Raw genomic sequence first — 26,229 nt, 5'->3', positions numbered from 1 at the left:
AAAAAGCAGGCAAAAAAATGCCTGTTTTTTATTTTTGTTAATATGCAAAAATGTCTTAGAAGAGAAAAAAGGGCTAAATGGGTGTATGCAAAAATTGAACATTGAAGGAAAGTGAAAGACTGACAATAATAGGGTTGTAGAACATAAAACCAGCCAGTGGGAGAGTGGGACTGTGAAATTACATTGGTTAAACAAAAGGCCGAAGGATCTGACAGGAATTTCTTGGGGAATTCCTTGGGAAAGAGGGGCATTAAAAAGGGAAGATACAATCTGTCTCCAGAGCAGCAGCGGTAAAAAAAGTCCGTTGCAAACTTGGCCAATGGCTTTTTGGCCAGATGGGAGTGTGAAGTGGACAGGGCATGCGGCTGTACTTCAGGGCGATGAAGATATATATGAAGTGTCGCTTAGTGAACATGTAAATTCTGACAGTATCTTGCAGGTTAGGGAAAATAAACATACTATTGAAATCGATACTTGTAAACTATTATTCTCCATTAATAAACAAGGGAACAAGATTATTAATTTTGTAAAAAGAGGCACAAAAACAGTTGCGTTGGAAGGTAAATTAAACTCGACTAAAGAGACTCGCACTAAGGAAAACGGGATTACAGTCATCCGCGAAGAACCATTTGAAGGCATTATCAACCATGTGGAAATTGAACAAAAAGGTCCTTTAAGAGCTGTTATTAAAATCGAAGGAACCCATCAGGCAAAATCGGGAACAGGTACATTACTTCCGTTTGAATTAAGGCTTTACTTTTATGCAAACACTGAATCCGTGCGTACCGTCCATACCCTTTTTTACGATGGCGATCCCGAAAAGGATTTTATCAAAGGTGTAGGCTTAGAATTATCAGTTCCACTAGCAGGACAAGCGTGGAATCGTAATGTCCGTTTTTTAGGAGAAGAGGGGATTTATTCGGAAGCATCCCAGCTTCTACTTACGAGAAGACACAGAAATGTGGATGGCTTGTTTCAAAAACAGATAGCTGGTGAAATTGTTAGCTTAACCGAAGAAAAACACTCGCAATTATTAGACCATGCCAAACAAAATGCGATTTGGAATGATTTCAGGCTTCAGCAGGATTCAGCAGACCATTATCGAATCATAAAACGGACACGAGAGTCCTCTGCCTGGGTGGAATCCACTCACGGTACTAGAGCAAAGGGTTTGCTTTATATTGGTGGAGAGGATCATGGGATCTCTGTCGGGATAAAGAATTTTTGGCAAAAGTTCCCCTCAGCATTGGAAGTTAGTGATTTAAATAAGTCCGAAGCAAAGCTGAAAGCCTGGTTTTGGTCACCGGATGCCGGGGCAATGGACCTGCGGCATTATAATAATGAAACACATGTGGTCAGTGCTTATGAGGGTTTTGATGAAATGCGTTCCACTCCGGTTGGAATTGCTAATACCAGTGAGATCTTTTTACAATTTTATGCTTATTCACCTTCAAATGAAGAGCTAGTTAGTCAAATAGAAGAATGGCAAGCACCTATATTATTAGTATGTGAACCAGAATACTATCATCATACAAAAGCATCAGGTGTATGGAGCCTAGAAGATCGAAGCACCCCAATGAAAGCACATTTAGAAGAACAGCTTGATAGGGCCTTTGATTTTTATAAGAAGGAAATCGAACAGCGAAGATGGTATGGTTATTGGAATTATGGTGACGTCATGCATACCTACGATCCAGTCCGTCATCAATGGATGTATGATATCGGAGGCTTTGCTTGGCAAAATACGGAGCTCGTGCCGAATATTTGGCTCTGGTATTCATTTTTACGGTCAGGACGAGAAGACGTGTTTATCATGGCAGAGGCGATGACAAGACATACCAGTGAGGTGGATTGCTACCACTTTGGTGAATATGCTGGATTAGGTTCTCGCCATAACGTCGTCCACTGGGGCTGCGGCTGTAAAGAAGCGCGTATTAGTATGGCGGGATTACATAAATACTATTATTTCTTAACAACCGATGAAAGAATAAGAGATCTACTCACAGAAGTAAAGGATGCCGACCAAGCATTAGCCAATCTTGATCCAATGAGAGAGTTTTATTCAACAGAACAATTCCCGACACATGCCCGTGTTGGTCCAGATTGGGCTGCCTTTTGTTCCAATTGGTTATCGGAGTGGGAACGAACAGAAAATCAAACGTACAAAGAAAAGATCATGACTGGCATAAATACATTAAAGAAATTGCCGTTCCGGTTGTTATCGGGCCCGACTTTCGGATATGACCCAAAAACAAGCAATCTTCTTCATATGGGTGATGGAAATGAAGGCGGCTATCACATGGTGATTGCTTTCGGGGGTCCCCAGGCATGGATGGAACTTGCACAGGTTCTCGGAGATGCAGAGTGGGAGGATATGTTAGCCGAATTTGGCGAATTTTACGTTCAAAGTAATGAAGAAAAATTAGCTAGAAGTAATGGTATTCTTCATAATAAATTATTTAGTCTGCCAATGCTTGCTTCTGGAATGGTTGCTTATGCTGCCGCAAGGAAAAAAGATAAAAACCTGGCCGAAAAAGCTTGGAATCTACTATTAAATGAAGAGATCAGTCAAATGGTGCTGCCGATAAAAGAGGAATCGGTTCAAAGTTGGAGGAAGTTAACGGAAGTTCCTAGTATCACCACCAATACCACTTCACAATGGTGTCTCAATACGATTGTTTCATTAGATTTAATAGGTGAATACCTGCCAAATATGGGATTTCAAGAAAGTGTTAATCCTACAATAAAGTGTTTAAAGGTGTGAAAACCTTGTCAAATCAAGGGTTTTGCAGAGCAAAAAAATGTAATTGTCTGAAAAATGAAAGCGGTTTAAATTATAGGTATAGCACGACACAATTACTGGATAGTTGTTAAAAAGGCGTTCCTAGTAATTGTAGATTCCAGGTAATGAAAATATAAAATTGGGGGTAACCAAAATGAAAAACAGAAAAAAGTTCGGTAAAAAGGTCGCTATTCCAGCATTATCAGCCATGCTGCTTTCTTCCCTTGTAGCATGCAGCAATTCTGAAAAGACATCGAGTGAAGCTAGTAATACAAAAGATGGAAAATTAAATATTTCCATTATGACGACAGCGTTTTCGGCTACGCCGCCTTCTAGTAACAGTCCGGCCCTTAAGGCGCTTGAAAAGTATACAAAATCAAATATTACTATAAATTATGTTCTAAATTCGGTTTATTCAGATAAGTTAAATGTAACTTTAGCCTCTGGCAAGCTTCCGACGATCATTATGATACCTGATAAAATCCCAAGTTTTGTTAGCGCTGTCCGTAATGGAGCATTTTGGGATCTAACCCCTTATTTAAAAGATTATCCAAATTTAAGTAAGGCCAATGAAGTTACCTTACAAAATAGTGAAATTGATGGAAAGGTATATGGGGTTTATCGGGCCCGCCCACTTGGAAGAAACGGAATCTATTTCCGCCAGGATTGGTTGAAAAAGTTGGGATTACAAGAGCCTAAAACGATTGACGATTTTTATAATGTCTTAAAAGCATTCACAAACAATGACCCTGATGGGGATGGCAAAAAAGATACGTACGGTATGGTTATTTCAAAGTTTACCGGTCCGTTTGATGTGATGCAAACATGGTTTGGTGCTCCGAATAAATTTGGCTTAACAAAAGATGGCAAACTCCAACCAGATTTTATGACACCAGAATATATGACTGCCTTGAAATTCTTTAAGAAATTGTATGACGAAAAATTAATTAACCAGGATTTTGCTGTAATGGATTCTGGCCAATGGGATATTCCATTCCAGAAAGGACAAGCCGGAGCCATTGTTAACGTATTGGACCAGGCCCATCGTAATCAAACTGCTATGGAAAAGATCGATCCAAATTTAAAAGACGCAGTTGGTGTAATGGGAGCAGTCTCAGGACCGGAAGGACTCCATAATCTGCCTACTGCGGGTTATAGCGGTATGCTGGCAATTCCAAAATCAAGTGTAAAAACGGAAGCACAATTAAAACAAGTATTATCTTTTATTGATAAGCTGAATAATGAACCTGCTCAAACAATCGCCTATGCAGGTGTTGAGGGACGTCATTATAAGATGGAAAATAACAATATAGTACCTCTATTTACAGCTCAAGACCCAGAGGCTACAGAATATACAGACTTAAACCAATTCATTCCAGGGATTCCTGTAAGTAATTTTAAACATCCAGAGTATTCACCGCTTCAAGTAAAAGAAAATGAAATCATGAAACAGAATGAAGAAATTGTTGTTCCAAATCCTGCTGCTTCCTTGATCTCTGATGTATACGCGCAAAAAGGACAACAGTTAGACAACATCATCAATGACGCTCGTATAAAATATATTGTTGGCCAAATTGATGATAAAGGATTTAAAGATGCCATTAAATTATGGCGCAGTTCTGGCGGAGACGATTATGTTGCAGAAATAAATAAATTATACAAAGAAAACAAAAAGTAATCATTGAGTTAAAAACAGGCAGTTTTCGGACTGCCTGTTCTAGCAAATGAAATAGAAACATAGAAGGAAAGGAGAAAATCAATAATGGAAAAAATCAGTGTGCAAGTTACTGAAACGGATATATCCCAACCGGCAATAGGATCAAAAACGAAAATAAAGTCAGAGCTTTCTCCGATTCAACGAATTATTAGAGATAAATGGCTCTATATCCTGCTGCTTCCGGGGTTGGTATATTTTATTGTATTTAAGTATCTTCCGATGTGGGGCATTGTGATAGCCTTCCAAGATTATTCGCCTTTTACGGGAGTGCTTGGTAGTAAATGGGTTGGATTCGATAACTTTATAGACTTCTTTAAAAATCCAGATTTCTTTCGACTATTAAAAAATACAGCGATCTTTGCAGTGTTAAACTTGGTATTTTTCTTTCCGGCACCGATAATTTTATCAATCCTGTTGAATGAATTACGGGTTGATTCGTATAAGAGAGTAATGCAAACGTTTATTTATGTACCTCACTTTATGTCATGGGTAATCATTGCGAGTATTACGTATATCTTTTTTACCACAAGCGGTGGCATTGTGAATGAAATTGTCTCCCATATTTACGGGAAACAGATTGATTTTCTATCATCACCTAGTTGGTTCCGCCCATTAATGATGCTGCAAATTATTTGGAAAGAGACTGGCTGGGGAACGGTTATCTTCTTAGCTGCACTTACATCTGTTGATAAAGAACAGTATGAGGCTGCAATTGTTGACGGTGCAGGAAGATTTAGACGATTATGGCATGTCACCCTGCCTGCAATTAGAAGTACAATCATAGTCATGCTCATCCTGCAACTGGGCCGTTTTCTGGACACGGGCTTCCAACAAATTTACTTAATGTCCAATTCATTAAACCGTGGAGTTGCTGATGTGTTTGATACGTATGTTTATTTTGTTGGGATTACACAGGGGGCGTATAGCTATAGTACGGCTGTCGGGCTCTTTAAGTCTGTTATAGGAATCATTCTTGTTTTAGGCTCAAACAAATTAGCCAAAAAAATGGGAGAGGAAGGAATCTTTTAATGTTCAATGTTCAAGGAGGTTCAGAATATGTCAAATCTTAAAATGCATAATACACGTGGAGGGCGCATATTTGATGCCTTTAACGTTGTTATTTTAGCCATCATCGGGATTATTATGATTCTGCCATTTCTTTATATAATCGCAGGATCGTTTGCTACAGAGGCTGAGTTAACAAGGAGGAACTTTTTTATCTGGCCGGAAACATTTACTCTAAGTGCCTATAAATATATTTTCTCAACCGCAACATTCTCGCGCAGCATTCTGGTGTCGATAGGTGTGACCTTAGTTGGTACACTCGTTTGTCTATTCTTTACATTTACAATGGCTTACCCCTTATCGAGAAAGAAATTATTGGGACGCAACTTATTTATGAATATGATTGTATTTTCGATGTTATTCAGCGGGGGAATGATCCCAACGTATATCGTAGTAAAATCACTGGGATTGTTAGATTCCTATTGGTCATTAATCTTACCAGGTGCAATCAATCCATTTAATTTAATCATTGTCAAAACCTTCTTTCAAGGTATTCCTAATGAATTGGAAGAAGCAGCTAAGATTGATGGTTGTACAGAAATGGGGATTTTTTGGAGAATTATCTTACCATTGTCGAAACCAGTCCTTGCTACATTTGCCTTGTTTTACGCTGTCGGGATTTGGAATGATTTCTTTCATGCCCTATTGTATATTAGTGACAACACCAAGTGGCCAGTCCAAGTGCTGCTCCAACAAATTATTATTCTTTCGCAAGGAAATCTTACTGATGCCGCTTCTCAAGGAGCAGCGTATGTTGAGCCTCCTGCACAATCATTAAAATTAGCAGTTGTGGTTGTAGCTACTTTGCCAATATTAATTGTTTATCCATTCCTGCAAAAACACTTTGCTAAAGGGATGCTATTGGGGTCAGTCAAAGGATAAAGTCAAACATTTTAATCTTAAGAGTGCAGGCGGTGAGATGACTGATAATCACCGTCTTTTTTCCGACTTTATATACGGAAAGAATAAAAGCATTAATCTGGAAGATTACCAAAATGTAGAACTGCCTGTAGTATATTATCAAAAATTGAAGGTGAGCAAATGCACAATTTAACTCAACTAAAACATGATTTTAATAATCCCTCTGCAGAATATTCCATTTTTCCATTTTGGTTTTTAAATGGAAATCTTAACAAAGAGGAGATTTCTAGACAACTGAGAGATTTTAAAGCAAAAGGGGTTTTGGGTGTTGTTGCCCATCCGCGTATTGGTATTCCAGCGGATATTGAATATTTAGGCTCGAAATTTATGGATCTAATGCGATTTATTATGGAAGAAGCTACAGAATTAGGCATGAAAGTGATCATTTATGATGAAGGCATGTATCCATCAGGATCCGCCCATGGTAAGGTGGTTGAAAACAATCCGGAATATGCCGCCCGTGGACTGCGAATGTCGATGCATTCGGTAAACGGTTTTACACAAATTGAAGAAAGATTGGAAGAATACGAGGAGATTGTCCTTGCGGTTGCTGCAAAGGTTACAGGGGAATTGATGATTGATCCTCTCTCCTGTATTTCATTAGAGGTTGAAAACAATACGGTTTCATTTGAATCGAAAGATACGGGTAATTGGTCCATTGTCTTGCTTATTTCTACTTTTTCAAGAGGAACCATTCGCGGTCTCCATTTTGGGGAAGACGATGGCGAGCCCGGAGCACCGCCTGCAGGAGATTTGTTAAATTCGGAGGCAATGCAAAAGTTTATCCGAGTAACCCATGATGTCTATTATGAACATTTTAAGGAATACTTCGGAAATACCATAACAGCGCTTTTTACAGATGAACCGAGTGTTGTCGGGCGTTGTGTTGACACGGAAAAAATCAAGCCATGGACGATTGGCTTTATGGAATATTATAAGAACCATGGAAATGATCCCACGGACTTGCTATCACTATGGTTTGACGTCGGCAGTGACACAAATGTCAAAAGAAGAAAATTTAAAAAAACGGTCAATAAACGCCTTCAAGAAACGTATTACCGCCCCATCTCCGAGTGGTGTGAAAGTCATGGTATTCAACTGACAGGGCATCCGGAAACAAGCGATGATATTGGATTTTTAAAATATTTTCAGCTGCCTGGCCAGGATCTGGTGTGGAGATGGGTAGGCCCGGAAGACGATAAGGGAGTTACAGGGCGTGACAGTACGCTGGGGAAATGTTCCTCTGATGCGGCAAGGCATCGCGGATTGCCTCGTAACGCCAATGAATGTTTTGGCTGCTGCGGACCAGATGGACATCAATGGCAATTTTCAGTAGCTGATATGAAATGGTTTGTCGATTGGCTTTTCGTCAGGGGGGTTAATAAACTTTACCCCCATGCATTTTATTATTCCATTGAAGGAGAAAGATTAAATGAGCGTGCACCGGATAACGGTCCCCATAACTCGTGGTGGAAATATTATAAATTGATCGCTGATTATGAAAAACGGATGTCCTGGCTGCTGAGTGATTGTACAAACGTTACGGATATTGCCATTTTATGTGAAGAGGATCATATTCCCTGGAAAATTGCTGAGCCGTTATATACGAACCAAATCGAATTTAATTACCTGGAAGAAGATCTGTTTCTTCACGATTGTATAATCGAAGAGGGTAAAGTGAAAATTCAAAAACAGAATTATCGTGTGATGATTATTGAAAATCTTGAACAACTCGTTTCAAATGAGCTCGTCCATAAACTCAATCTATTTCTTGAAAACGGGGGTACAGTCATCGTTTATAATCCCGAAAAGAAAAATCTCCCCTTAAAAGGCAATATCGTCCACATTTACAACTATAACAGCGTAATAGGGGCGATCGATCATGTAGAACACCGGGATGTTTATGTAATACCGCATAATCCGGGGCTGCGGGTGACACATATCGTCAAAGAAGGTATTGATTTCTATCTATTGGTAAATGAGGGTGATCATGCCATTGAGGGTGAATTTGCTCTTAAATGTAAAGGTGCTCTAGAAAAGTGGGATGCATGGCACTCTGATATAGAAACAATTGAAATTAATGAAGTGGATCATGAGTATACAAAATTCAATCTTTCACTAAAACACCGGGAATCCTTAATTATTTGCGTAAACTGGAATGAATCACCAACTTTTGGAAATCCCGGCAAAAAACCACAACAAGTTATCGATATTAATGTAAACAGTTGGACGATCACAAATCCATTTCGCGATAACGAACCAATTGAAAAATTGGTTCCATTGACTGAGTTTGACGATATGAAATATTTTTCCGGTGAATCTATTTATCAAGCGATAGTTACACTAGATTCCATAGATAGTTATAAAAAGGCTGAGTTAGACTTAGGAGAAGTTTGCGAGCTCGCCGAAGTTATCGTCAATGGAAAAAGTGCAGGTGCCAAGCTCTGGAGTCCATATCTATTTGATATAACACCAAATTTGGACACAGATACCTTGAATATAGAAGTAATAGTTACTAACAGTAAGGCAAACGAATATGCCAAGGAACCGGTAAAGTCCGGACTGATTGGCCCGGTAACCTTAAAGCTTTATAAATAATATCGGGAGTTATGCAAAAAAGTATGGTTGTAGGAAAAGTATTAGAGATTTATATTGTAAGGTAAATAATTATAATTCATCTTTAGGGAGGGCGAGCTTAGTGATATTTAAACAATTTGAAAAGGGAGAATGCCTCTACGCTAATCCTCTTGCAGTTCAAGAAAATATAGCGGATTGGAAATTAGAGGGAAGAGCAAAGATAAGCTTTGAACATAACCGCTTGCACTTAGAAAATGAACTAGACCCAGTTATTTATGGGGACCGAGCACACTGGGTTTATTGGTGTCCAGTGGATTTTCCAGATAAAATTATGATTGAATGGGACTTTTACCCTGTTAGGGAACCAGGTCTCTGTATGTTCTTTTTTGGGGCTGCCGGAAGAAATGGAGAAGACCTCTTTGATCCAAGATTGCCGGTTAGGCAGGGTCAGTATCCGGAGTACCATTCAGGTGCTATTAATGCACTGCACTTGTCATATTTCAGGCATAAGTACGCAGATGAGCGGGCATTTCGCACTTGTAATTTACGAAAAAGTTATGGCTTCCACCTGGCCGCCATTGGTGCTGACCCACTTCCACCCGTAGAGGATGCGGTACCACCTTATCATATGAAATTAGTAAAGTATGAAGGGATTGTTCAGTTTTCCATTAATGAATTGGTTGTACTTGAATGGGAAGATGACGGACAAACATACGGTCCTATTTATGGAGGCGGAAAAATAGGTTTCAGGCAGATGGCGCCAATGAAAGCAGCTTATGCTAATTTAGTTATTCACCAGGCAATATTAAATTAGATTACAGTTATTAGATACATAGGAGGGATGGCGCATGCAGATGAAAGGGGCAATCGGGGGATTTTATAAACTTTGTGATTGGATCATGAAGCTTGCCTTTATTAATCTCTTATGGATGGTTTTTTCCATTTTTGGTTTAGTTATTTTTGGATTTTTTCCTGCAACGATCGCAATGTTTGTCGTTATCAGGAAAATGCTAATGGGTGACGTTGATATACCCGTTTTTAAAACTTTCCTGGAGTCTTTTAAAAAAGACTTTTTCAAAAGTAATCTGCTCGGTCTGATTCTGTTCACACTAGGGTACTTCTTATATGTAGATATTCATTTAATAAGAACCACGGGAGGTTTGCTTACTTTAATCTATTATCCTGCACTAATTATCTGTCTAGGGTTTGTATTAACTGTATGTTATGCCTTTCCTACTTTTGTCCATTATGATTTGAAGGTACATCAGGTATTAAAAAGTTCTTTTATTATCATGTTACTGAATCCGCTTTCTACAATTTTAATAGGGATTGGGGGGAGTGCGGTCTATCTTTTAATGTCGACAGTACCTGGACTAATCCCATTATTTAGCGGCAGCACGCTAGCAGTTGTTCTTATGTGGTCTTCTTTCTTTGCCTTTTCAAGAATCGAGAGAGCCGAACGGGCTGCTTCAGGGGCTAGGGGGGCAGCGCTATTCAAAGGGAATAAATAGAAGTTTACTTAAGGTTATGCCGAAATTCACGGAAAGCAGAAATCAAAGAGCCTTTAATAGAGCAAGATTAAACTTGGTATGCATGTTGCTGCCGAGTTTTTTTTTGAAAATATAAAATTATGAAATTAAAGCGCCTTCATATTTTTGAGAAGTTATGCAATAATAGAACTAATACTATCATGGTTATACTTTATGTTTGGAGTGTTCTTAATGTCATTTAAAAACATTGATATAAATAAAGTAAAACGTCCCCATTGGAAAGGAAACTTTCATCGCAATAGCTTTGTTCTTATTTTGCTTATTGCTAGCATTCCAGGACTGATCACTGGTCTAGGTATTTATTGGTTTGGTGTTGGAAAAGTAGAAGATGAGCTTAGGGCATCCAATGCCAGCCAAATCGTTCAACGGGCAAATAATATGGATGAACAATTTCAATATATAGAGGAATATACAACCCATTGGGTGTTTGAACCTAGATTTGGGGAATCTTTAAAAGATATTGATTTTGTTAAGCAATTTAATGAAACCTACGATATAACCAAAACGTTATCATTATTGCAAGGAAGCCATAATTTGATAAGTGATGACGAATTGTTTTTAAATTTGGATAAACCAATCTTATTTAAGCCTCAATACAATACATTAGATGAAGAACAGAAAGTTTTTTATAATAGCTTACTTTCAAAAGGAATAGAACATCATTGGGTAGAGTATTCCAAAAGTAAGGGGAGAAAATCACCAACTCTGGCTTTTGTCAGTCCAATTCCAATAACCAGTAAAGACCCATTTGGTGCTTTAATTGTAACGATCGATCATAATAAAGCACTTCAACTATTAAAGACATTAACCCCTTATGAAAACGGGGCAACTATCCTATTAAATGAACAAAATAAGGTAATACTATCCTCGAACAGTACTAATCAATCTAATTTTATAAATGCCTTAAAAGGAGAAATTGGGAAACACAAGCAAAAGAGTGGGTCTTTTCCATTTGAGTTTAATCATATAATGTATTCCATTTCATTTGGTCATTTTACAAGGATTAATTCCAATTGGACATATGTTTCTGCATCGCCGATGTCATCAATTACAGCACCAATTGTATTTGTATCAAGGTTAATCATTATTATCAGTGCATCCGCTCTTATTCTAGCGATTATTTTATCATGGCTCACTTCAATAAAAATATATGCCCCTGTCCGAAAATTAGTCAGAAATTTGGTTGGTAATGAAACAGAAAGATGGAATCAAGCCGGTAAAGATGAATTTTCCATCATCGAACAGCAGTGGAAAGAAATGTCTCAAAAAAGTAATTTGTTGCAAAATCGACTTACTGAACAACTAACAGAACTAAAAAATAGTTTTATCTATCAATTAGTCCAAGGGTATTATTTTCAGGATCATGAAGAGGATTTACGTCAGCGAATGGAGACATATGGGTGGAATTTAAAAAATCGGTCTTTTATTGCTTTGGATCTTCAACTTACTGGATTGACCGATTCCAAAGAAAATTTCTCCACAAATGATGATGGGCTAGTTACATTCATGGCGACAAATATTATGGAAGAATTTGCAAAAGAAATGTTTGAACAATTTAATGTTATTAACTTTTCAGATTTATCTGCAGGAATGTTAGTTATCTATCGTCCTGATAATTCGGCCCGAGAAGAATTACATCGGTTTGCAGAGAATGTAACAGAGGCTGTGAACAGGATTATTAAATTACAGGTAACGATTACAATAAGTGAAAGAACCGAGAGTGTAAAGAAAATACCTTATATTTTTGAAGAAGTAAGGACGGGCAAGCGGTTCAGAACGTATGAAAACATTAACCAGGTTATTGACTTGGAGGAGTACAAAAATAGTAGAAATGATATTGAGTTCCATTATCCATTTGCAACAGAAAAAGAAATTATTCAGGCTATTCGAATGGGACAACTAGATCAAATTGAAGTGCTAATTAAAAAATTTACCCAGGAGTTAAATTGTAAAGAAATTAGTGAAATTTACATTCAACAGGCTGTCATTCAACTATATAGCAGTATTCAGCATGAGATATTACATTCAGGGATCCATCCGAATGACTTATTTGAAGGAAAAAATATGTTTGAGGAACTCTCTCAAATACGTGATGTTGGTAGAATTAATCTCTGGTTTGTCAATGATGTGATCAGTCCATATATTCAGAGACTGGAAGGTCGAATGAATATAGAATTAAAGAGAATAATAGAGCAGGTAGTTACAAAAATACAGAAGAATTACATGTACGATATTTCTTTAGAAAGTTGTGCGGATGAAGTAGGCACAAATCCTTATTCCCTTAGTAAAGCTTTTAAACAAATTATGGGGATTAATTTTATTGACTATTTAACTCAACTAAGGATTGAGAAAGCAAAAGAACTGTTGATCCACTCAGATATGAAAATCAATGACATTGCTGAGGGAGTAGGTTACAGGCATAGTTATTTTAATCGGATATTTAAAAAACAAATCGGAATTCCTCCTAGTCAATTTAGAAAGCTTAACCAAGACACGAATTAATTAATTGTAAAAAATGATGGTTAATTTACGTTAATCATCATTTTTTATTTTGAATAGAAAAAAGCCCCCATTGTAAGCTCGATCTAACAATGGAGGCGCAGTTCAAATCATTCTTATTTTATCAATTTGAAGCTTGACCATTCCAAGCTTTGATTAACTGGTTGGCATCCGCAATTAATTTTGTTTTGAGAGCCTCGTTCACCGCAGCTTTTCCACTAAGGTTCTTTACAAAATTATCCATTATTTTTGCAGCCTGTTCAGGTCTGCCAATTTCCAATTGATGCTGTGCTTGATCTAGATCATTTTTTAATACAGAAAATACTGGATCATTTAGCTCAAGCCCAACCATATGTTTCATCGCTTGCAGATTGGCTGTATAGTTGACACCTGGTGCTTTTAAATTACCGGCTAGGACAGAATCTTTGATATCTTCGCCGAGGTAGAAGCCGAGATGTGGAGGCTGATTATAGCCGCTGTTTTGGAAGCCAATCCCGTTTCGATATAAAGGATCCTGCATGAGCGTATAGAGTCTGTATGGTGTAGAAATCGTTGTGCTAAAGATTCTAAGCTCGGAATCGTCTGTTGTCGGCAGAACAACTTCTTCACGCCAGTCACCCAGAATATCGGCTTGCAGTGTTGGCGTAGCCTTTGTTCCATTATTACTGTGAACGTCTGCAAATTTCTTTAGAAGATCGACTTTACCTGTCGTTTCATTGTATTTTGTAATGGAGGTATCATCCAGTAATTCCTGCAATAGGTCGCCATCCCAATACAGTGCGAAATTAGTCGAAAGTCCAGTAGGTTTTTTCGGTAATTCCACATTGCCTTGGACATTATAAACGCCTCCGCCTGTTTCAGGAGTGCTTCCGGCAGCTCCCCAGAACTCATAGCCGGGGCTTGAGGTAATGTTGGCCGCTAATCCACGTCCTGCGTCTGTGTAGGCATAATAAGACATTAATGTTTCTCCTGTTGCAGCATCATGCAGCTCCTCAGAAGCAACGGCTGGAATTTCATGTACTTCCATTGCACTAAGTCCTTCGCGGGCTGGATCAAATGCACCTAAATGTTGGGCATCACCATGGGAGCCCTGTTCACGTCCCATCTCACCATCCATGGCATAAAGAATGCTGCCATCCTGATCGAGTGTTAATGAACCAGCAACAATTTCATCACAGCCATCATTATCGACGTCTCCAACTGACAGATTGTGGAAGCCTAAAGCGCCACCTTTGCCTGCTTTGTCAGAATCAAAAGTCCATTCTTGTTTAAGCTTGCCATTCTCAAGAGTATAGGCTGCAAAAGTTGTACGTGCATAATAGCCTCTTCCAAAGATGGCACTTGGGTGTTTACCATCCAGATAGGCCAATCCTGACAGGAATCGGTCAGAACGGTTATACCATGAGTCACCCCATGAAAGGCCGCCTTCTCCCACTGGGAATGCATAATCAATGGTATCAATGACTTTTCCGGTTTCCCCATTAAAAACGGACATATATTCAGGTCCTCCAGTGATATGGCCATTCGAGCCAACATATTTTCCATCATCAGCCGGGTTGCCAATTTCACTGATTACCTTGCTCTTGTCGAACTTTCCGTTTGTCGCTCCGTATGTTTTTGTACCGTCAGCGGTTTTAATCATGAATTCATCTTTGCCGTCACCATCGAAATCGGAGATGACAAATTGATTGTAGTGGGCACCGGAAGTAAGGTTATGTCCCATATCCATCCGCCAAAGAAGAGTCCCATCCAATTTATACGCATCAAAAATGGTTGGACCTGTGTAACCAGTAAAAGAGCTGTCGATCGCGTTGGATGGGTACCATTTTACAATAACCTCATACTCGCCATCACCGTCTATATCGCCTACACCTGAATCATTCACCGAGTAAGTATAAGACTCCCCGGTAGGAGTTGTCCCACCTTCAGGCTTTTGCATAGGAATAGATAAATAATCCTTATCGGTTGCTTTTACGTCATTTTTCTCTGTCGATTTACCATTTACAAGCGTTTCAACCGTGTAAGTATCACCTGGGGTACCTTCAGAATCTTTATAGTTTGTAACCTCTAACGGTTGCTTATTTAATTTTTCTCCATTACGGTAGATATTGAATTTCACATCTTTATTATATTCATCGGCAAGCAAACGCCAGCTAACGAAATTACCTGCATCTGATTTAAGAGCAATTAAACCCCTGTCAAGAAACTCCGTCTGTCTGTCGGATTCCGAAGGAGTCAGACGATTATAGACATAGATTTTTGCAGATTTATTAAAGGTGTTGTCGATCCCGTCTGTTTCAGCAAGGGTCCCTTTAAACTCATAGACTCCTGGTTTACTAGGATCCCAAGCTTTATCACCAACGTTTTCCCACTTTCTTACTGCCACTTCTTTTTTACTATTATCTGCAAGCGTTACTCCAACAGTTTTAGGAAGACCGATGGAAGAGATATCCGATGTTGTTTGATCCACATAAACACGGTGATATGTTAATTTATCTACCAAATAAAGTGTGTTATTGGGAACAGGCACATTGGAAACCTCGAAATTATCAAGGAACGTATCCCATGTTTCATTATTTCCGGCTGTACGAACCCCGACCAATTTAATAGCTGCGATCGAACCATCAAAGGATGAGCCCTCTAATGAAAAGGTATGGTCTTCAAGAGGATTACCTTGTTGATCTGCAATATTGATCGTGACGGAGTTGTTTTTTATATCAAAATGGATGTCAAATTGATACCATGCTTCCATATTTGAGATACTTGATACTACTGTAGGTTGACCCTTTGCAAAATAGCTCAATTTAGAATTATGGGTATTGTTTATTGTAAAGACAATATTACCGGAACTGTCAATAAGTCTAAATTCGCCGCCATTTTCATCAGGATTGACACCTTTATCATTAATCTTGCCTGGATACCAGTCAAATTTCACATTGATATCGCTTCCTTTAACCGCTGTGGCAAAATTCTTTGTCGCAACACGGCCGCCTTTTTGATCAATGATGCTGTATTCAAGCTTTGGAGTAGTATTTCCACCTACATTATTATTATTTATGGATACAGTAGCACCCGTTGTGGAAAATCCCCATAGATCATTATTGTCGAAATTAGTACTGGATAACACGTTATAAGGACTCGATGCAGTTTCTGCTGCCGCATATGGCAGGCTTGAAAAAACAAGACCTACTGTCGCAGCAATCGAAGCGATTCGCTGTTTCTTTTTATTTCTTCCCACTTTTCATTTCACTCCTCTGTTTTTTGGACCAAGGATTTTAGTTTTTCATGCTGAAAGTATTTCCTTGAAAAAAATTGAATTTTCTTGTTTCTACTTTTACATGGGACACGTTCACTCTGATGAACTGGTCAAGCATGTATGTCCCTTCTTTAAACCTCATTTGGCCGTTCAAAAATTCCCCCTTGTAGAAAAGCATATACATGGATTCAGTTGTTTCTTCGGACAAGTTCTCAAATAGAAGTAAGACAGTACTGTTTCCGAATTGCACCAGTGTGAGCGTTTACAATTCTGTGTGAAAAAATGAAAAATTCTCTCTTCTATTTTTGAACGTCCTTTAAAACAAGGAATCCATTTTGAGTTTATATTAACTTCCTTTGGACAACCCGTATATCATACATTTTTGCATACAAAAAATAAGCATTTTGGATTAAGACTTTTACAGTGAAAACAATTTTTGTCCTTAATCGGCAAAAAAGTATTATTTGGTTATGAGAGCGAATTAAAAAAGTTTCATTGTTGGAAACGCATTCATTGATTAAAGTAGAAAGGAAAGGGGGGAATATGGTGTCAAAAGGAAAAATGTGGCCGGCGGAGTGGAAGCAATACAAAGATCGGTTTTCTGGTGTGAACATCACACAGTTAACCAATTATACGGGACATAGTCATCATCTCTATTTTACCGAAAATGGTTGGTACGCAGATAACAGCAAAATCGTATTCTGCTCAGATCGCGGGAACAAAACCAATTTATTCAGTGTCGATCTCATTTCAGGGGAAATAACTCAATTGACGAATCATCAGCAAACGTATGAAAGCTTATCTGCATGTATACATCCAGATGGGAACTATGTATATTTTCGAAAGAGTAACCAAATCATTGAATTAAATCTTCAAACATTCATTGAGAAAACACTCTACGAGGGACCCATAAATGCTGTTGGTGGAAATGTGAATTGTACGGCAGATGGCAAATATATAATCACCACCTTGCAAGAGGACTTTTCTGATAAATTCCAAATCGACCTAGGGAATGGTTACATCGGTCATAGGGAATTAATGGAGGCAAAGCCAAAAGCACAAATTTTGCAAATCTCCATCGAAACAGGGGACGTTAACTTGGTGCACGAGGATTACAATTTTATCACCCATATTAACACGTCCCCAACACTACCGAATATCATTACCTTTTGTCATGAAGGGCCATGGGATCTGGTTGACCACCGTATTTGGGGATTGGAATTACATACGGGGAAGGTATGGAAAATTCGTCACCGTATCGAGGAGAGCGAAAAAGTTGGTCATGAATACTGGTATCCGGACGGAGTCCATATTGGTTATCATGGTTTTAGGGAAAGTGGTACAGCGTTTTTTGGAAAAATACGATATGACAATGAAAGCATGGAAGAAGAAGAATTTGCTTTTCGAAATTGGCACGCCCATTCGCATGGTTTTTCGAAAGTGGTAGTAGATGGCCGTTCACCTCATGATAAAATCATTATTTGGCAACAGGGCGAAAATGGATTTTCTAAGCCGAAAATTTTATGTGAGCACCGCTGTAGCTTCCATGTTCAAAAAGTTCATGCACACCCAAGATTCAGCCCCGATGGAAATCAATTATTATTTACAAGCGATAAAAACGGTTATGGAAATTTGTATTTGGTGGATGTACCGGATCATTTACACTACCTTCCTGATTACAAGTTTTAGAGGATTAAATGGATGACTTTAGAAAAGGAGTGAGTGGGTGGGATGTCAGCCTATTTTCATAAGAACGATAGCATTTATGCAAAGCAGGGCCAACAAGTAGAAGGGATTTTGTCAACTATTTCAGATAGATACATAGGAAGTAATCCCCCGCACCCAATAACGTTTAGGGCTTTCTGTAAAAAAGGGTTCCTTCGTGGAAGGGATTACCGCTATATCATGAATTTGGGCGACCGGTTTCCAGAAGCAAGAGTTGGCCAATGGGTCTACGCATGGGCAAAATTATGGAGCGATGAGCCCAAAGAGATTGCATTGGGGTTAAACTGCTTTGGGCCTGTCAGGTTTTACCTTCAAAACGAGCTAGTCTTTAAATCTAGCATTGTAGAGGAAACCAATCCGAATAAAAGAACAAATTTCCGTGTATCGATGGAAAAAGGATGGAATCACTTCATCCTGCAATTCATGAAAACACCTTCCGGATTTGGAGGGAATTTTGGAACAGGATCCTTTAAAAGGTTTCCGCTGCATTTTATCACACCATCGGAAGAACGCGATGGTCAAGAAGGATGGATTTTTACAGAACCATTGGATCGTGAATTGGCCCAGCTGCCCGGAGAGGGAATGTCTGAATCCGATTTTGATGTGAAGTGGTTGCCGAATCTCGCTTGGGAGCGTCAAGAACCCCAACTCTCGAGAATGTTTGGGATCAATGAAAATACACAAGCCCTCGCATGGACGAAGCTTGTCAATAGAAAACCGGGCATGAGGACCTATACCCTGAAAGGGGAAAACAAAGGGCCAATTGAACTATTAGTCAATGGGGAAAGTATTTACCATTCAACAAAAGATCAGGAGTTTCAAGTATCCGTCGATCTCCCCTTTGGTGATCATCAGGTAGTCATCAAGGGCATTTGTCTTGGAGAAGATTGGGGGTTCCAGCTCGATGGAGGAGAATTTACCCTTCCAGTGCCTATCGAAGGTGTCAAGGATGTGTGGCTGTATGCAGGTCCTTTTTCATTATCAGCACCACTTCCCTTAGGGGAAGTACTAAGACTGGATACCTTATTAGATGGTGATTACGGTCCGACCTATTGGCGATTGGATATGCCAGATACATGGGTCCGGCCATATTTGGAAAATCCATTGTTCGGTAAATGGGATTATCCGCTTGGAGTTACGTTATACGGATTATTGCAGACAGGAAAAGAGTTGAATCGTCCGGACATTTTAGAATATGCATTGAGGCATATTGAGACTTGCACTTCCTTTTACAAATATTCTCTCTGGGATCGAAAGCAGTACGGTGCAGCAGGAGTGAATACTCAATTGTCGGCGATTGATAGTTTAGATGATTGCGGCTCTTTTGGAGCAACCATGCTGGCAGCCAATCAAATGTCGCCTATCCGAAATGCAAAAGAGGTTGCAAATGATATTGCGGTCTACATTTCCAATAAGCAGGATCGCCTAGCAAATCAGGCATTATATCGCAGATTCGGCAGTGTCGAGTTTATGAAGGATACCGTTTGGTGTGATGATCTATACATGAGCACACCATTTCTCTGCCGATATTACGAGGAAACTAGAGATAGCACTTATCTCGATGATGCTGTTAACCAGTTCTTACGATATAAGGAGCTTTTATTGATTCCAGAAGTTAACATTATGTCACATGTCTATGATTTCAAATTTAACACTGCGACAGGAGTTCCATGGGGACGCGGAAATGGCTGGGTTCTCTTTTCACTTTCCGAGCTTCTGGCAGTTTTGCCAAAAAGTCATTCGCAGCGGGATGAACTTTTAAACTTTTTTAGAGAGCTATCGAAAGGGTATTTAGTATTGCAGGGGGAAAATGGCTTATGGCATCAGGTGTTGACCGACCCTGAATCTTATGAAGAAACATCGTGTACCTCTATGTTTATTTATGCCTTTGCAAGGGGGATCCGTTACGGTTGGTTCGATGAACCTGAGGAATATATCGAAGCAGTTTTCCGTGGCTTTGATGGACTTTCCAAAGTGGGCATTGATCATCATGGAAATGTCTACGGTGTATGCCAAGGCTCTGGTTATGCATTTACAAATGATTATTACAAACATGATCTGACATGGATCCTAAATGATACACATGGGATCGGCATCGTTTTACTTTCAGGTATTGAAACATTAAAGTTGAAAAAATGGCTGCATGAATCATCCAATAATCAAATCGAAAGGAGAGTTTTAAATGGCTAATCAAGTAAAGAATGTGCAAATAGCTTATATTGGAGGAGGCTCTCGAGGCTGGGCTTGGGGATTGATGAGTGACCTTGCCTCGGAGCAGAGTATTTCAGGAACTGTGAAATTGTATGATCTCAATTATGAGGCGGCACAGCAAAATGCCATTATTGGTAATCGATTGCTTGACCGTGAGGATGTAGTCGGACACTGGGAGTATGAGGCAGTAAAAACATTAAAAGAGGCCTTAAACGGTGCCGATTTTGTCATTATCTCCATCTTACCCGGGACATTTTTGGAGATGAAATCAGATGTCCATACTCCAGAACAATATGGCATCTATCAATCTGTCGGGGATACAGTAGGGCCAGGAGGTATGGTCAGGGCGCTGCGGACCATTCCGTTATTTGTGGAGATTGCTAACCAAATTAAAGAGCATGCACCAAATGCTTGGGTGATCAATTATACAAACCCAATGAGCCTCTGTACAAGGACCCTCTATCATGTTTTTCCGGAAATAAAAGCGATCGGCTGCTGTCATGAAGTATTTGGCACACAAAAATTGCTTACTTCCATGTTAGAAGACTTAGAAGGAATTAGAAATGTACATCGAAGCGACATTAAAGTCAATGTTCTGGGAATTAATCACTTTACGTGGATTGACCAGGCATCCTACCAAAATATTGATTTATTTCCTTTATACCAAAAGTTCGTAGATAAATACTATGAGTCTGGATTTGAAGGGAAAAATACAGGAAATTGGTTGAATGATCATTTTGCATCGGCACAGAGGGTAAAATTTGATTTGTTTAAAAAATTTGGGATTATTGCAGCTGCGGGTGATCGGCATTTAGCAGAGTTTATGCCGAATACTTGGTATCTAAAGAGTCCTGAAAAGGTAAGGGAATGGAAATTCGGCTTGACTCCGGTAGATTGGCGGATAGAAAAAGGTAGGGAGCTATATGAAAAAGGCAAGCGCTTGGCCTCAGGGGAGGAGTCCTTCGTCTTAAAGCCTACCGGTGAAGAAGGCGTTCAAATGATGAAAGCTCTTCTCGGATTAGGGGAGATCATTTCAAATGTAAACTTCCCAAATAGGGGACAAATGGCTGGGGTGCCGGAAGATGTAATTGTGGAAACGAATGCTGTGTTTCGTTACAATAGTGTGCAGCCTATTCTTTCGGGAGCATTGCCAACATCTATAAATAATATGGTTTCGCGCCATATTCATATTCAGGAAATGACACTTAAAGCAGCCATGGACTGTGATAGACCTCTAGCCCTGAGCGCATTTAAACAGGATCCTCTTTTAAGCTCGATTACGCCTGAGGAAGCGGAACAGCTATTTGAAAAAATGCTGTTTAATACGAAAAGTTATTTACCGGGCTGGGAGTTCGAAACCGTTAAAAACTAAGAGTAATTGAAAAGGATCCCTTGCATTTAGAAAGGACCATGCAGGGGTTCTTTATTTTATATAATAGAAACCCTGTAAATAAATTAAGAGGTGAGTAGAATGCCGAAAGTAATCATGACTTTTCCCGAAGGAAAACATAAAGTATTAACGTTGAGCTATGACGATGGCAGGGCGGCTGACAGAAAGCTGGTGGACATTTTCAACCGGCATGGAATTAAAGGCACTTTTCATATTAATTCTGGTTTATTAGAAACTGGCGATCGTATTCCTAGAGAGGAGATTGCACAGCTTTATGCGGGACATGAAATATCGACTCATACTCTTACGCATCCGACTATTGCCAGGTCACCAAAAGAGCAAATTGTTGAGGAAATAATAGAAGATCGAAGAAACTTGGAGAAAATAGCCGGTTACACCGTAAGAGGCTTATCTTACCCTAATGGCTCCTATAACCAATTAGTAAAAGAAATGCTTTCCTATTTAGGGATTGAATACGCAAGGACAGTAAACAGTACAGGCAACTACTCTATGCCTGATGATTTTTTAGAATGGAATCCAACCTGTCATCATAAAAGAGATTTGCTTAAGCTTGCAGAGGAATTTGTAAATCTCCATAAAAAACAATATTTATATATGATGTATGTTTGGGGTCATAGCTATGAGTTTGAGGATGATCAAAATTGGGATTTAATAGAGGGTTTTTGCAGATATATAGGGAACAGAAGTGATATTTGGTATGCGACCAATATTGAAATTGTCGACTATATCAAGGCATTTCAAAACCTAAAGTTTTCTGCAGATAGCCATTTTGTTTTTAATCCATCTGCCATTTCAGTTTGGCTAAGTGTAGACAATGAAATTGTTGAAGTAAAAGGGGGAAAACAAGTTCATTTAGTACAAGACTAATGGGGCTTAAATTTTCCAAAATATAGAGAACACAGCAAGGTGTCTCCACGTAAAAAACGAATGTTTTACAACCTAAAAGTTGGAGTTCAGTTAGTTGTAAATTACCTAAAGAACGATTTAATCCATATCAGTGCAGTTACTGATATGGTTTTTTTATAGTTTTTAATTTACTTGTAACCAATTAAATTTCTAGTGACTCGGTGGTTTAAAAAAATTGTAGATTGATATACAATAAAGAAATATGATTACGTTTACAGAGAACTGAAGATTTTGAATATTCATATTAATCAATTGGAGAAAACTCTAATGGGGAAAGTTTTTGATTTACTGAAAAGAAATTATGCAAATCTCAAAATTAAATATAAACTGTTTATTTTAGTTTCATGGATTATGATTATTTCGTTTTTATTTACCTTTTTTGGATTACAATATGCCTTTCATATTTACGATGAACAAATCTACAGTAAATCTTCGCAAGTGTTGAGTACCTCCTCCAATATCATTGAAAATGAATTGCAAAAAATCGAAGATGTTTCATACGATATCTTGACCGACCCGCAAATTCAACAGTACTTAGCTGCAACCGATGATGAGAGGACAGAGTACGAGAAATACCGCATTCATTCCAATATGGTCGATAAATTATTAAGCTATGTAAACAACGAGAAGCACATACAATCCGTTATTCTTGTAGATACGAGCGGGGAAGAGTACGTTGCTGGTCCCAGGTCATTTAAATTACCATCTGATTTAAAAAAGACAATTATGCGAGAAGCAATATTAGCGGATGGGAAAAATGTCTGGCTAAATCCCAAAGGAAACAATTTTACAATTGTCACGGCCCGAGAAATAAGACAATATAAGAATTTGAGTTTTGAACCGCTAGGTACATTAATCATTAATATGAATATGGACAAACTTGTCAGCAGCCTATTCGAGGGATCTAGTAAAATAGATGGCGAATTTTTAATTACGAATGGCCATGAACTTATTTATCCGACAGAATCTGCTAGTGCTTTGAAAAAAATAGCCCTGTCCATAAATGAGAAACCAGGTTATCAAATAAAAGCAATTGGAGGCAAAAATTATTTCCTGGTTCACCTAACCTCCCAGTACTTCGATTGGAGCTATGTGAATGCTATTCCATTTAATCAAATCTTTAAAAATATAGGTATGATAAAAACAATACTAATCTTCCTTTTTATTTTAATGTTTTTTATTGTCACGATTCTTGGAATCAGGTTCGCCAGAAATATAACCATTCCACTAGAGAATTTAGTCGAAGGTATGCAGTATGTACAAAACGGCGATTTTAAAGAAGCACAAAAGGGATTTTTAGAGTCTTCGGATCTCTCCAATGATGAGGTAGGCATGCTGCACAAAAACTTTCAAACCATGACACAACAAATCGATGAATTGGTAAATGAAAACCTCTCCAAGCAGCTTACGATTAAAGAAACTGAGTTTAAAGCCTTACAAGCCCAGATTAATCCTCACTTCTTATACAACACTTTGGAGTCAATCAACTGGCTAGCTAAAATGAATGACCAAGACCAAATATCCAAAATGGTTGAAGCACTTGGTTTTCTGCTGCGAAATTCTATTAGTCTAAAGAAACGGCTCATCCCGATTGAAGATGAGTTAAACATTGTTAAGAATTATATTGTTATTCAAAAATATAGATTTGAAGAAAGATTGGACTTCAATATGCAGGTTGACCCAGATTTATATGATGTTTATATTCCTAAACTAATACTGCAGCCTTTGGTGGAAAATGCTATCCATTATGCGCTGGAGAATATGGTAGATGTATGTAAAATAAGAATATATTCGATAGTAAATAAGGAAAATTTTCAGCTAATCGTGGAAGATAATGGTCCTGGAATGGAGCCGGCTTTTTTGGAAAAGTTAAGGAACGGTGAAGTAAAGACAAGAGGGCAAGGTATTGGCTTAGCCAATATTATTGATCGGATTCAACTTTCATTTGGCAGCGAATACGGCGTGGAAATCGACAGTGAGCCAAATAAGGGAGCTAAAATCATTATAATTCTGCCATATGACAGGGGGGAAGAACATGTACAAAGTATTGTTAGTTGACGATGAAAGAATCATAACTGACGGGATGTCAAAAGTGATTAAATGGGAGTCAATCGGGACTAGTTTAATTGGGACGGCAAAAAATGGATTAGAGGCCTTTGAAAAAATTACACAGAATAAACCTGATATTGTGATTAGTGATATAAAAATGCCAGGAATGAATGGACTTGAATTGGTGGCAAAAGTTCATGAACATAATCCTGACATTCGGTTTATCTTGTTATCTGGTTTCAGTGAATTTGATTATGCTAAGCAGGCTATGGTGTATGGGGTAAAGCACTACCTGCTTAAACCGTGTAATGAGAATACAATTATAGAAGCATTAAATGAATTAAGTAAAGAGTTAGATTTAGAGAATGAACGTAAACAATTTGTTGAAAATATGAAAGAAACGCTTGAAGATGTTCTTCCCTATGCAAAGGAACAATGGTTGAAGGAATATGTCACCAATATTTATGAAAATAAGGAATTTACATACTATCAAAAACTCCTTCAATTAGATGTGGAGATACCCGAAGTTCGTCTGATTTTATTCCAAATCGAAGGCCAGTTTCAATTTGAGCAATTGTTTGCATTAAAGAATATTACGGAGCAGATTTTTAAACAATATACCCTTAGTTGTTCGGTGGGAGAATTAATTTTAATCCTTGTAAACGATGAGGTTGAAGGTAAACGGTTACACAGCAAAATAGAGCAAATCAGAAAAACCTTTTTTCAATATTATCAACTAGATTGTACGATTGCAGTTAGTGAGTCAGGAAAAACTAGCCATGCCAATAAGTTATATAGGGAAGCGCTAGAATGCTTAAATCATCGATTTTATTTAGGTGAAGGCAGCATAATAACCAAAGAAGACATTGATCATCAAAATGAAAAGTACCGAGGCGAATTTTATTATGATGATCAGAAATTCTGCAGACTAGTTAAAACGGGCTGCTGGGATGAGGTTGAGGAAGAGATTACGGTCTTTTTCAATTATTTAACTAATTTAAGATTCGATATAAATGCAACCAAATCATATGTAATTCAACTATTTAATAATATGATTCGTTTATTGGACTCTAATAGAATTAACTCATACTTAGCCAAACTGCCCATCTTATTGGAATTGGATACCATTCAAAGTATGAAATCTTTTTTCAATGAAACCGCTAAGGAAATAACAAATAACTTTTTTCAACAAAATAAATCTAAGCATTCCTCGATCATTCGAAAAGTCCTTGAAGTAATTGAAAACCATATAGCAGACCCCCAGCTAAGCTTGCAATGGGTTGCAAATGAGATGCTGTACATGAATGCAGATTACCTTGGAAAGCTGTTTAAAAAAGAAACGGGAGAGAAATTCTCTAATTATCTCACTCGGGTTCGAATCGATAAGGCAATTAATATGATTGAAAATGAAAGCGATGTAAAAATCTTTGAGTTAGCTGAAAAAATTGGGTTTGGGGAAAACGCACAATATTTTAGTCAGGTTTTCAAAAAGCAAACTGGGTTTACGCCATCGGAATACAAAAGAGAATCTGTCCAAGGTATGTAAAATGAGACAAAGGG

The 26,229-nt window shown here is 38.4% G+C and carries 15 protein-coding genes; 14 read left to right on the top strand and 1 reads right to left on the bottom strand.

Annotated features, from left to right (window positions below):
- The first annotated feature begins 172 nt into the window (after nucleotides 1-172).
- The 8 genes from ACZ9EE_RS09490 (at nucleotide 173) to ACZ9EE_RS09455 (ending at nucleotide 13,114) form a co-directional block, all read left to right on the top strand.
- Nucleotides 173-2,764: an exo-rhamnogalacturonan lyase family protein gene (locus ACZ9EE_RS09490; RefSeq protein WP_476026487.1), complete on the top strand. Its 2,592-nt coding sequence runs from the start codon at nucleotides 173-175 to the stop codon at nucleotides 2,762-2,764.
- Nucleotides 2,765-2,936: 172 nt separating this feature from the next.
- Nucleotides 2,937-4,460 (top strand): extracellular solute-binding protein, encoded by a 1,524-nt coding sequence (locus ACZ9EE_RS09485; RefSeq protein ID WP_476026485.1) that lies wholly within the window; start codon nucleotides 2,937-2,939, stop codon nucleotides 4,458-4,460.
- 84 nt (nucleotides 4,461-4,544) lie between these two features.
- Nucleotides 4,545-5,528, top strand: a complete 984-nt coding sequence (locus ACZ9EE_RS09480; RefSeq protein ID WP_476026483.1) for an ABC transporter permease — start codon at nucleotides 4,545-4,547, stop codon at nucleotides 5,526-5,528.
- A gap of 27 nt (nucleotides 5,529-5,555) precedes the next feature.
- Nucleotides 5,556-6,446 carry a carbohydrate ABC transporter permease gene (locus ACZ9EE_RS09475; protein WP_476026481.1) on the top strand — a complete coding sequence of 297 codons (891 nt, stop codon included), beginning with the start codon at nucleotides 5,556-5,558 and terminating at the stop codon, nucleotides 6,444-6,446.
- 159 nt (nucleotides 6,447-6,605) lie between these two features.
- Nucleotides 6,606-9,083 (top strand): glycosyl hydrolase, encoded by a 2,478-nt coding sequence (locus ACZ9EE_RS09470; RefSeq protein ID WP_476026479.1) that lies wholly within the window; start codon nucleotides 6,606-6,608, stop codon nucleotides 9,081-9,083.
- 100 nt (nucleotides 9,084-9,183) lie between these two features.
- A complete protein-coding gene (locus tag ACZ9EE_RS09465) occupies nucleotides 9,184-9,876 on the top strand; it encodes a DUF1961 family protein (RefSeq protein ID WP_476026477.1) in 693 nt (230 codons plus the stop codon).
- Nucleotides 9,877-9,910: 34 nt separating this feature from the next.
- Nucleotides 9,911-10,573 carry a YesL family protein gene (locus ACZ9EE_RS09460; RefSeq protein WP_476026475.1) on the top strand — a complete coding sequence of 221 codons (663 nt, stop codon included), beginning with the start codon at nucleotides 9,911-9,913 and terminating at the stop codon, nucleotides 10,571-10,573.
- A gap of 210 nt (nucleotides 10,574-10,783) precedes the next feature.
- A complete protein-coding gene (locus ACZ9EE_RS09455) occupies nucleotides 10,784-13,114 on the top strand; it encodes an AraC family transcriptional regulator (RefSeq protein ID WP_476026473.1) in 2,331 nt (776 codons plus the stop codon).
- A gap of 121 nt (nucleotides 13,115-13,235) precedes the next feature.
- Here ACZ9EE_RS09455 and ACZ9EE_RS09450 read toward each other — a convergent pair whose 3' ends face one another.
- Entirely contained in the window at nucleotides 13,236-16,349 is a 3,114-nt protein-coding gene (locus ACZ9EE_RS09450; RefSeq protein WP_476026471.1) for a rhamnogalacturonan lyase family protein, read from the bottom strand.
- Between the two features lie 564 nt (nucleotides 16,350-16,913).
- On the opposite strand from ACZ9EE_RS09450, the gene ACZ9EE_RS09445 reads away from it, so the two are divergent.
- The 6 genes from ACZ9EE_RS09445 to ACZ9EE_RS09420 all read left to right on the top strand — a co-directional run bounded on the left by ACZ9EE_RS09445 (nucleotide 16,914) and on the right by ACZ9EE_RS09420 (nucleotide 26,215).
- Nucleotides 16,914-18,056 (top strand): oligogalacturonate lyase family protein, encoded by a 1,143-nt coding sequence (locus tag ACZ9EE_RS09445; RefSeq protein WP_476026469.1) that lies wholly within the window; start codon nucleotides 16,914-16,916, stop codon nucleotides 18,054-18,056.
- Between the two features lie 42 nt (nucleotides 18,057-18,098).
- Entirely contained in the window at nucleotides 18,099-20,282 is a 2,184-nt protein-coding gene (locus tag ACZ9EE_RS09440; RefSeq protein WP_476026467.1) for a glycoside hydrolase family 88/105 protein, read from the top strand.
- Nucleotides 20,275-21,675 carry a family 4 glycosyl hydrolase gene (locus tag ACZ9EE_RS09435; protein WP_476026466.1) on the top strand — a complete coding sequence of 467 codons (1,401 nt, stop codon included), beginning with the start codon at nucleotides 20,275-20,277 and terminating at the stop codon, nucleotides 21,673-21,675. The genes ACZ9EE_RS09440 and ACZ9EE_RS09435 overlap by 8 nt, the downstream gene beginning before the upstream one ends.
- Nucleotides 21,676-21,774: 99 nt before the next feature.
- Entirely contained in the window at nucleotides 21,775-22,581 is an 807-nt protein-coding gene (locus ACZ9EE_RS09430) for a polysaccharide deacetylase family protein (RefSeq protein ID WP_476026464.1), read from the top strand.
- Between the two features lie 306 nt (nucleotides 22,582-22,887).
- Nucleotides 22,888-24,678 (top strand): cache domain-containing sensor histidine kinase, encoded by a 1,791-nt coding sequence (locus ACZ9EE_RS09425; RefSeq protein WP_476026462.1) that lies wholly within the window; start codon nucleotides 22,888-22,890, stop codon nucleotides 24,676-24,678.
- Nucleotides 24,656-26,215, top strand: a complete 1,560-nt coding sequence (locus tag ACZ9EE_RS09420; RefSeq protein ID WP_476026461.1) for a response regulator — start codon at nucleotides 24,656-24,658, stop codon at nucleotides 26,213-26,215. Before ACZ9EE_RS09425 ends, ACZ9EE_RS09420 begins: the two co-directional genes overlap by 23 nt.
- The last annotated feature ends 14 nt before the right edge of the window (nucleotides 26,216-26,229 follow it).

This window comes from Bacillus sp. URHA0034, assembly GCF_056280405.1.
This window is presented reverse-complemented; position numbering and strand designations above follow the sequence as displayed.

What these genes read in the sequence shown, in the direction of transcription:
- ACZ9EE_RS09485 (WP_476026485.1), top strand. Translation starts at nt 2,937, where the DNA reads ATGAAAAACAGAAAAAAGTTCGGTAAAAAGGTCGCTATTCCAGCATTA.
- ACZ9EE_RS09480 (WP_476026483.1), top strand. Translation starts at nt 4,545, where the DNA reads ATGGAAAAAATCAGTGTGCAAGTTACTGAAACGGATATATCCCAACCG.
- ACZ9EE_RS09475 (WP_476026481.1), top strand. Translation starts at nt 5,556, where the DNA reads ATGTCAAATCTTAAAATGCATAATACACGTGGAGGGCGCATATTTGAT.
- ACZ9EE_RS09470 (WP_476026479.1), top strand. Translation starts at nt 6,606, where the DNA reads ATGCACAATTTAACTCAACTAAAACATGATTTTAATAATCCCTCTGCA.
- ACZ9EE_RS09460 (WP_476026475.1), top strand. Translation starts at nt 9,911, where the DNA reads ATGCAGATGAAAGGGGCAATCGGGGGATTTTATAAACTTTGTGATTGG.
- ACZ9EE_RS09455 (WP_476026473.1), top strand. Translation starts at nt 10,784, where the DNA reads ATGTCATTTAAAAACATTGATATAAATAAAGTAAAACGTCCCCATTGG.
- ACZ9EE_RS09440 (WP_476026467.1), top strand. Translation starts at nt 18,099, where the DNA reads ATGTCAGCCTATTTTCATAAGAACGATAGCATTTATGCAAAGCAGGGC.
- ACZ9EE_RS09435 (WP_476026466.1), top strand. Translation starts at nt 20,275, where the DNA reads ATGGCTAATCAAGTAAAGAATGTGCAAATAGCTTATATTGGAGGAGGC.
- ACZ9EE_RS09430 (WP_476026464.1), top strand. Translation starts at nt 21,775, where the DNA reads ATGCCGAAAGTAATCATGACTTTTCCCGAAGGAAAACATAAAGTATTA.
- ACZ9EE_RS09425 (WP_476026462.1), top strand. Translation starts at nt 22,888, where the DNA reads ATGGGGAAAGTTTTTGATTTACTGAAAAGAAATTATGCAAATCTCAAA.
- ACZ9EE_RS09420 (WP_476026461.1), top strand. Translation starts at nt 24,656, where the DNA reads ATGTACAAAGTATTGTTAGTTGACGATGAAAGAATCATAACTGACGGG.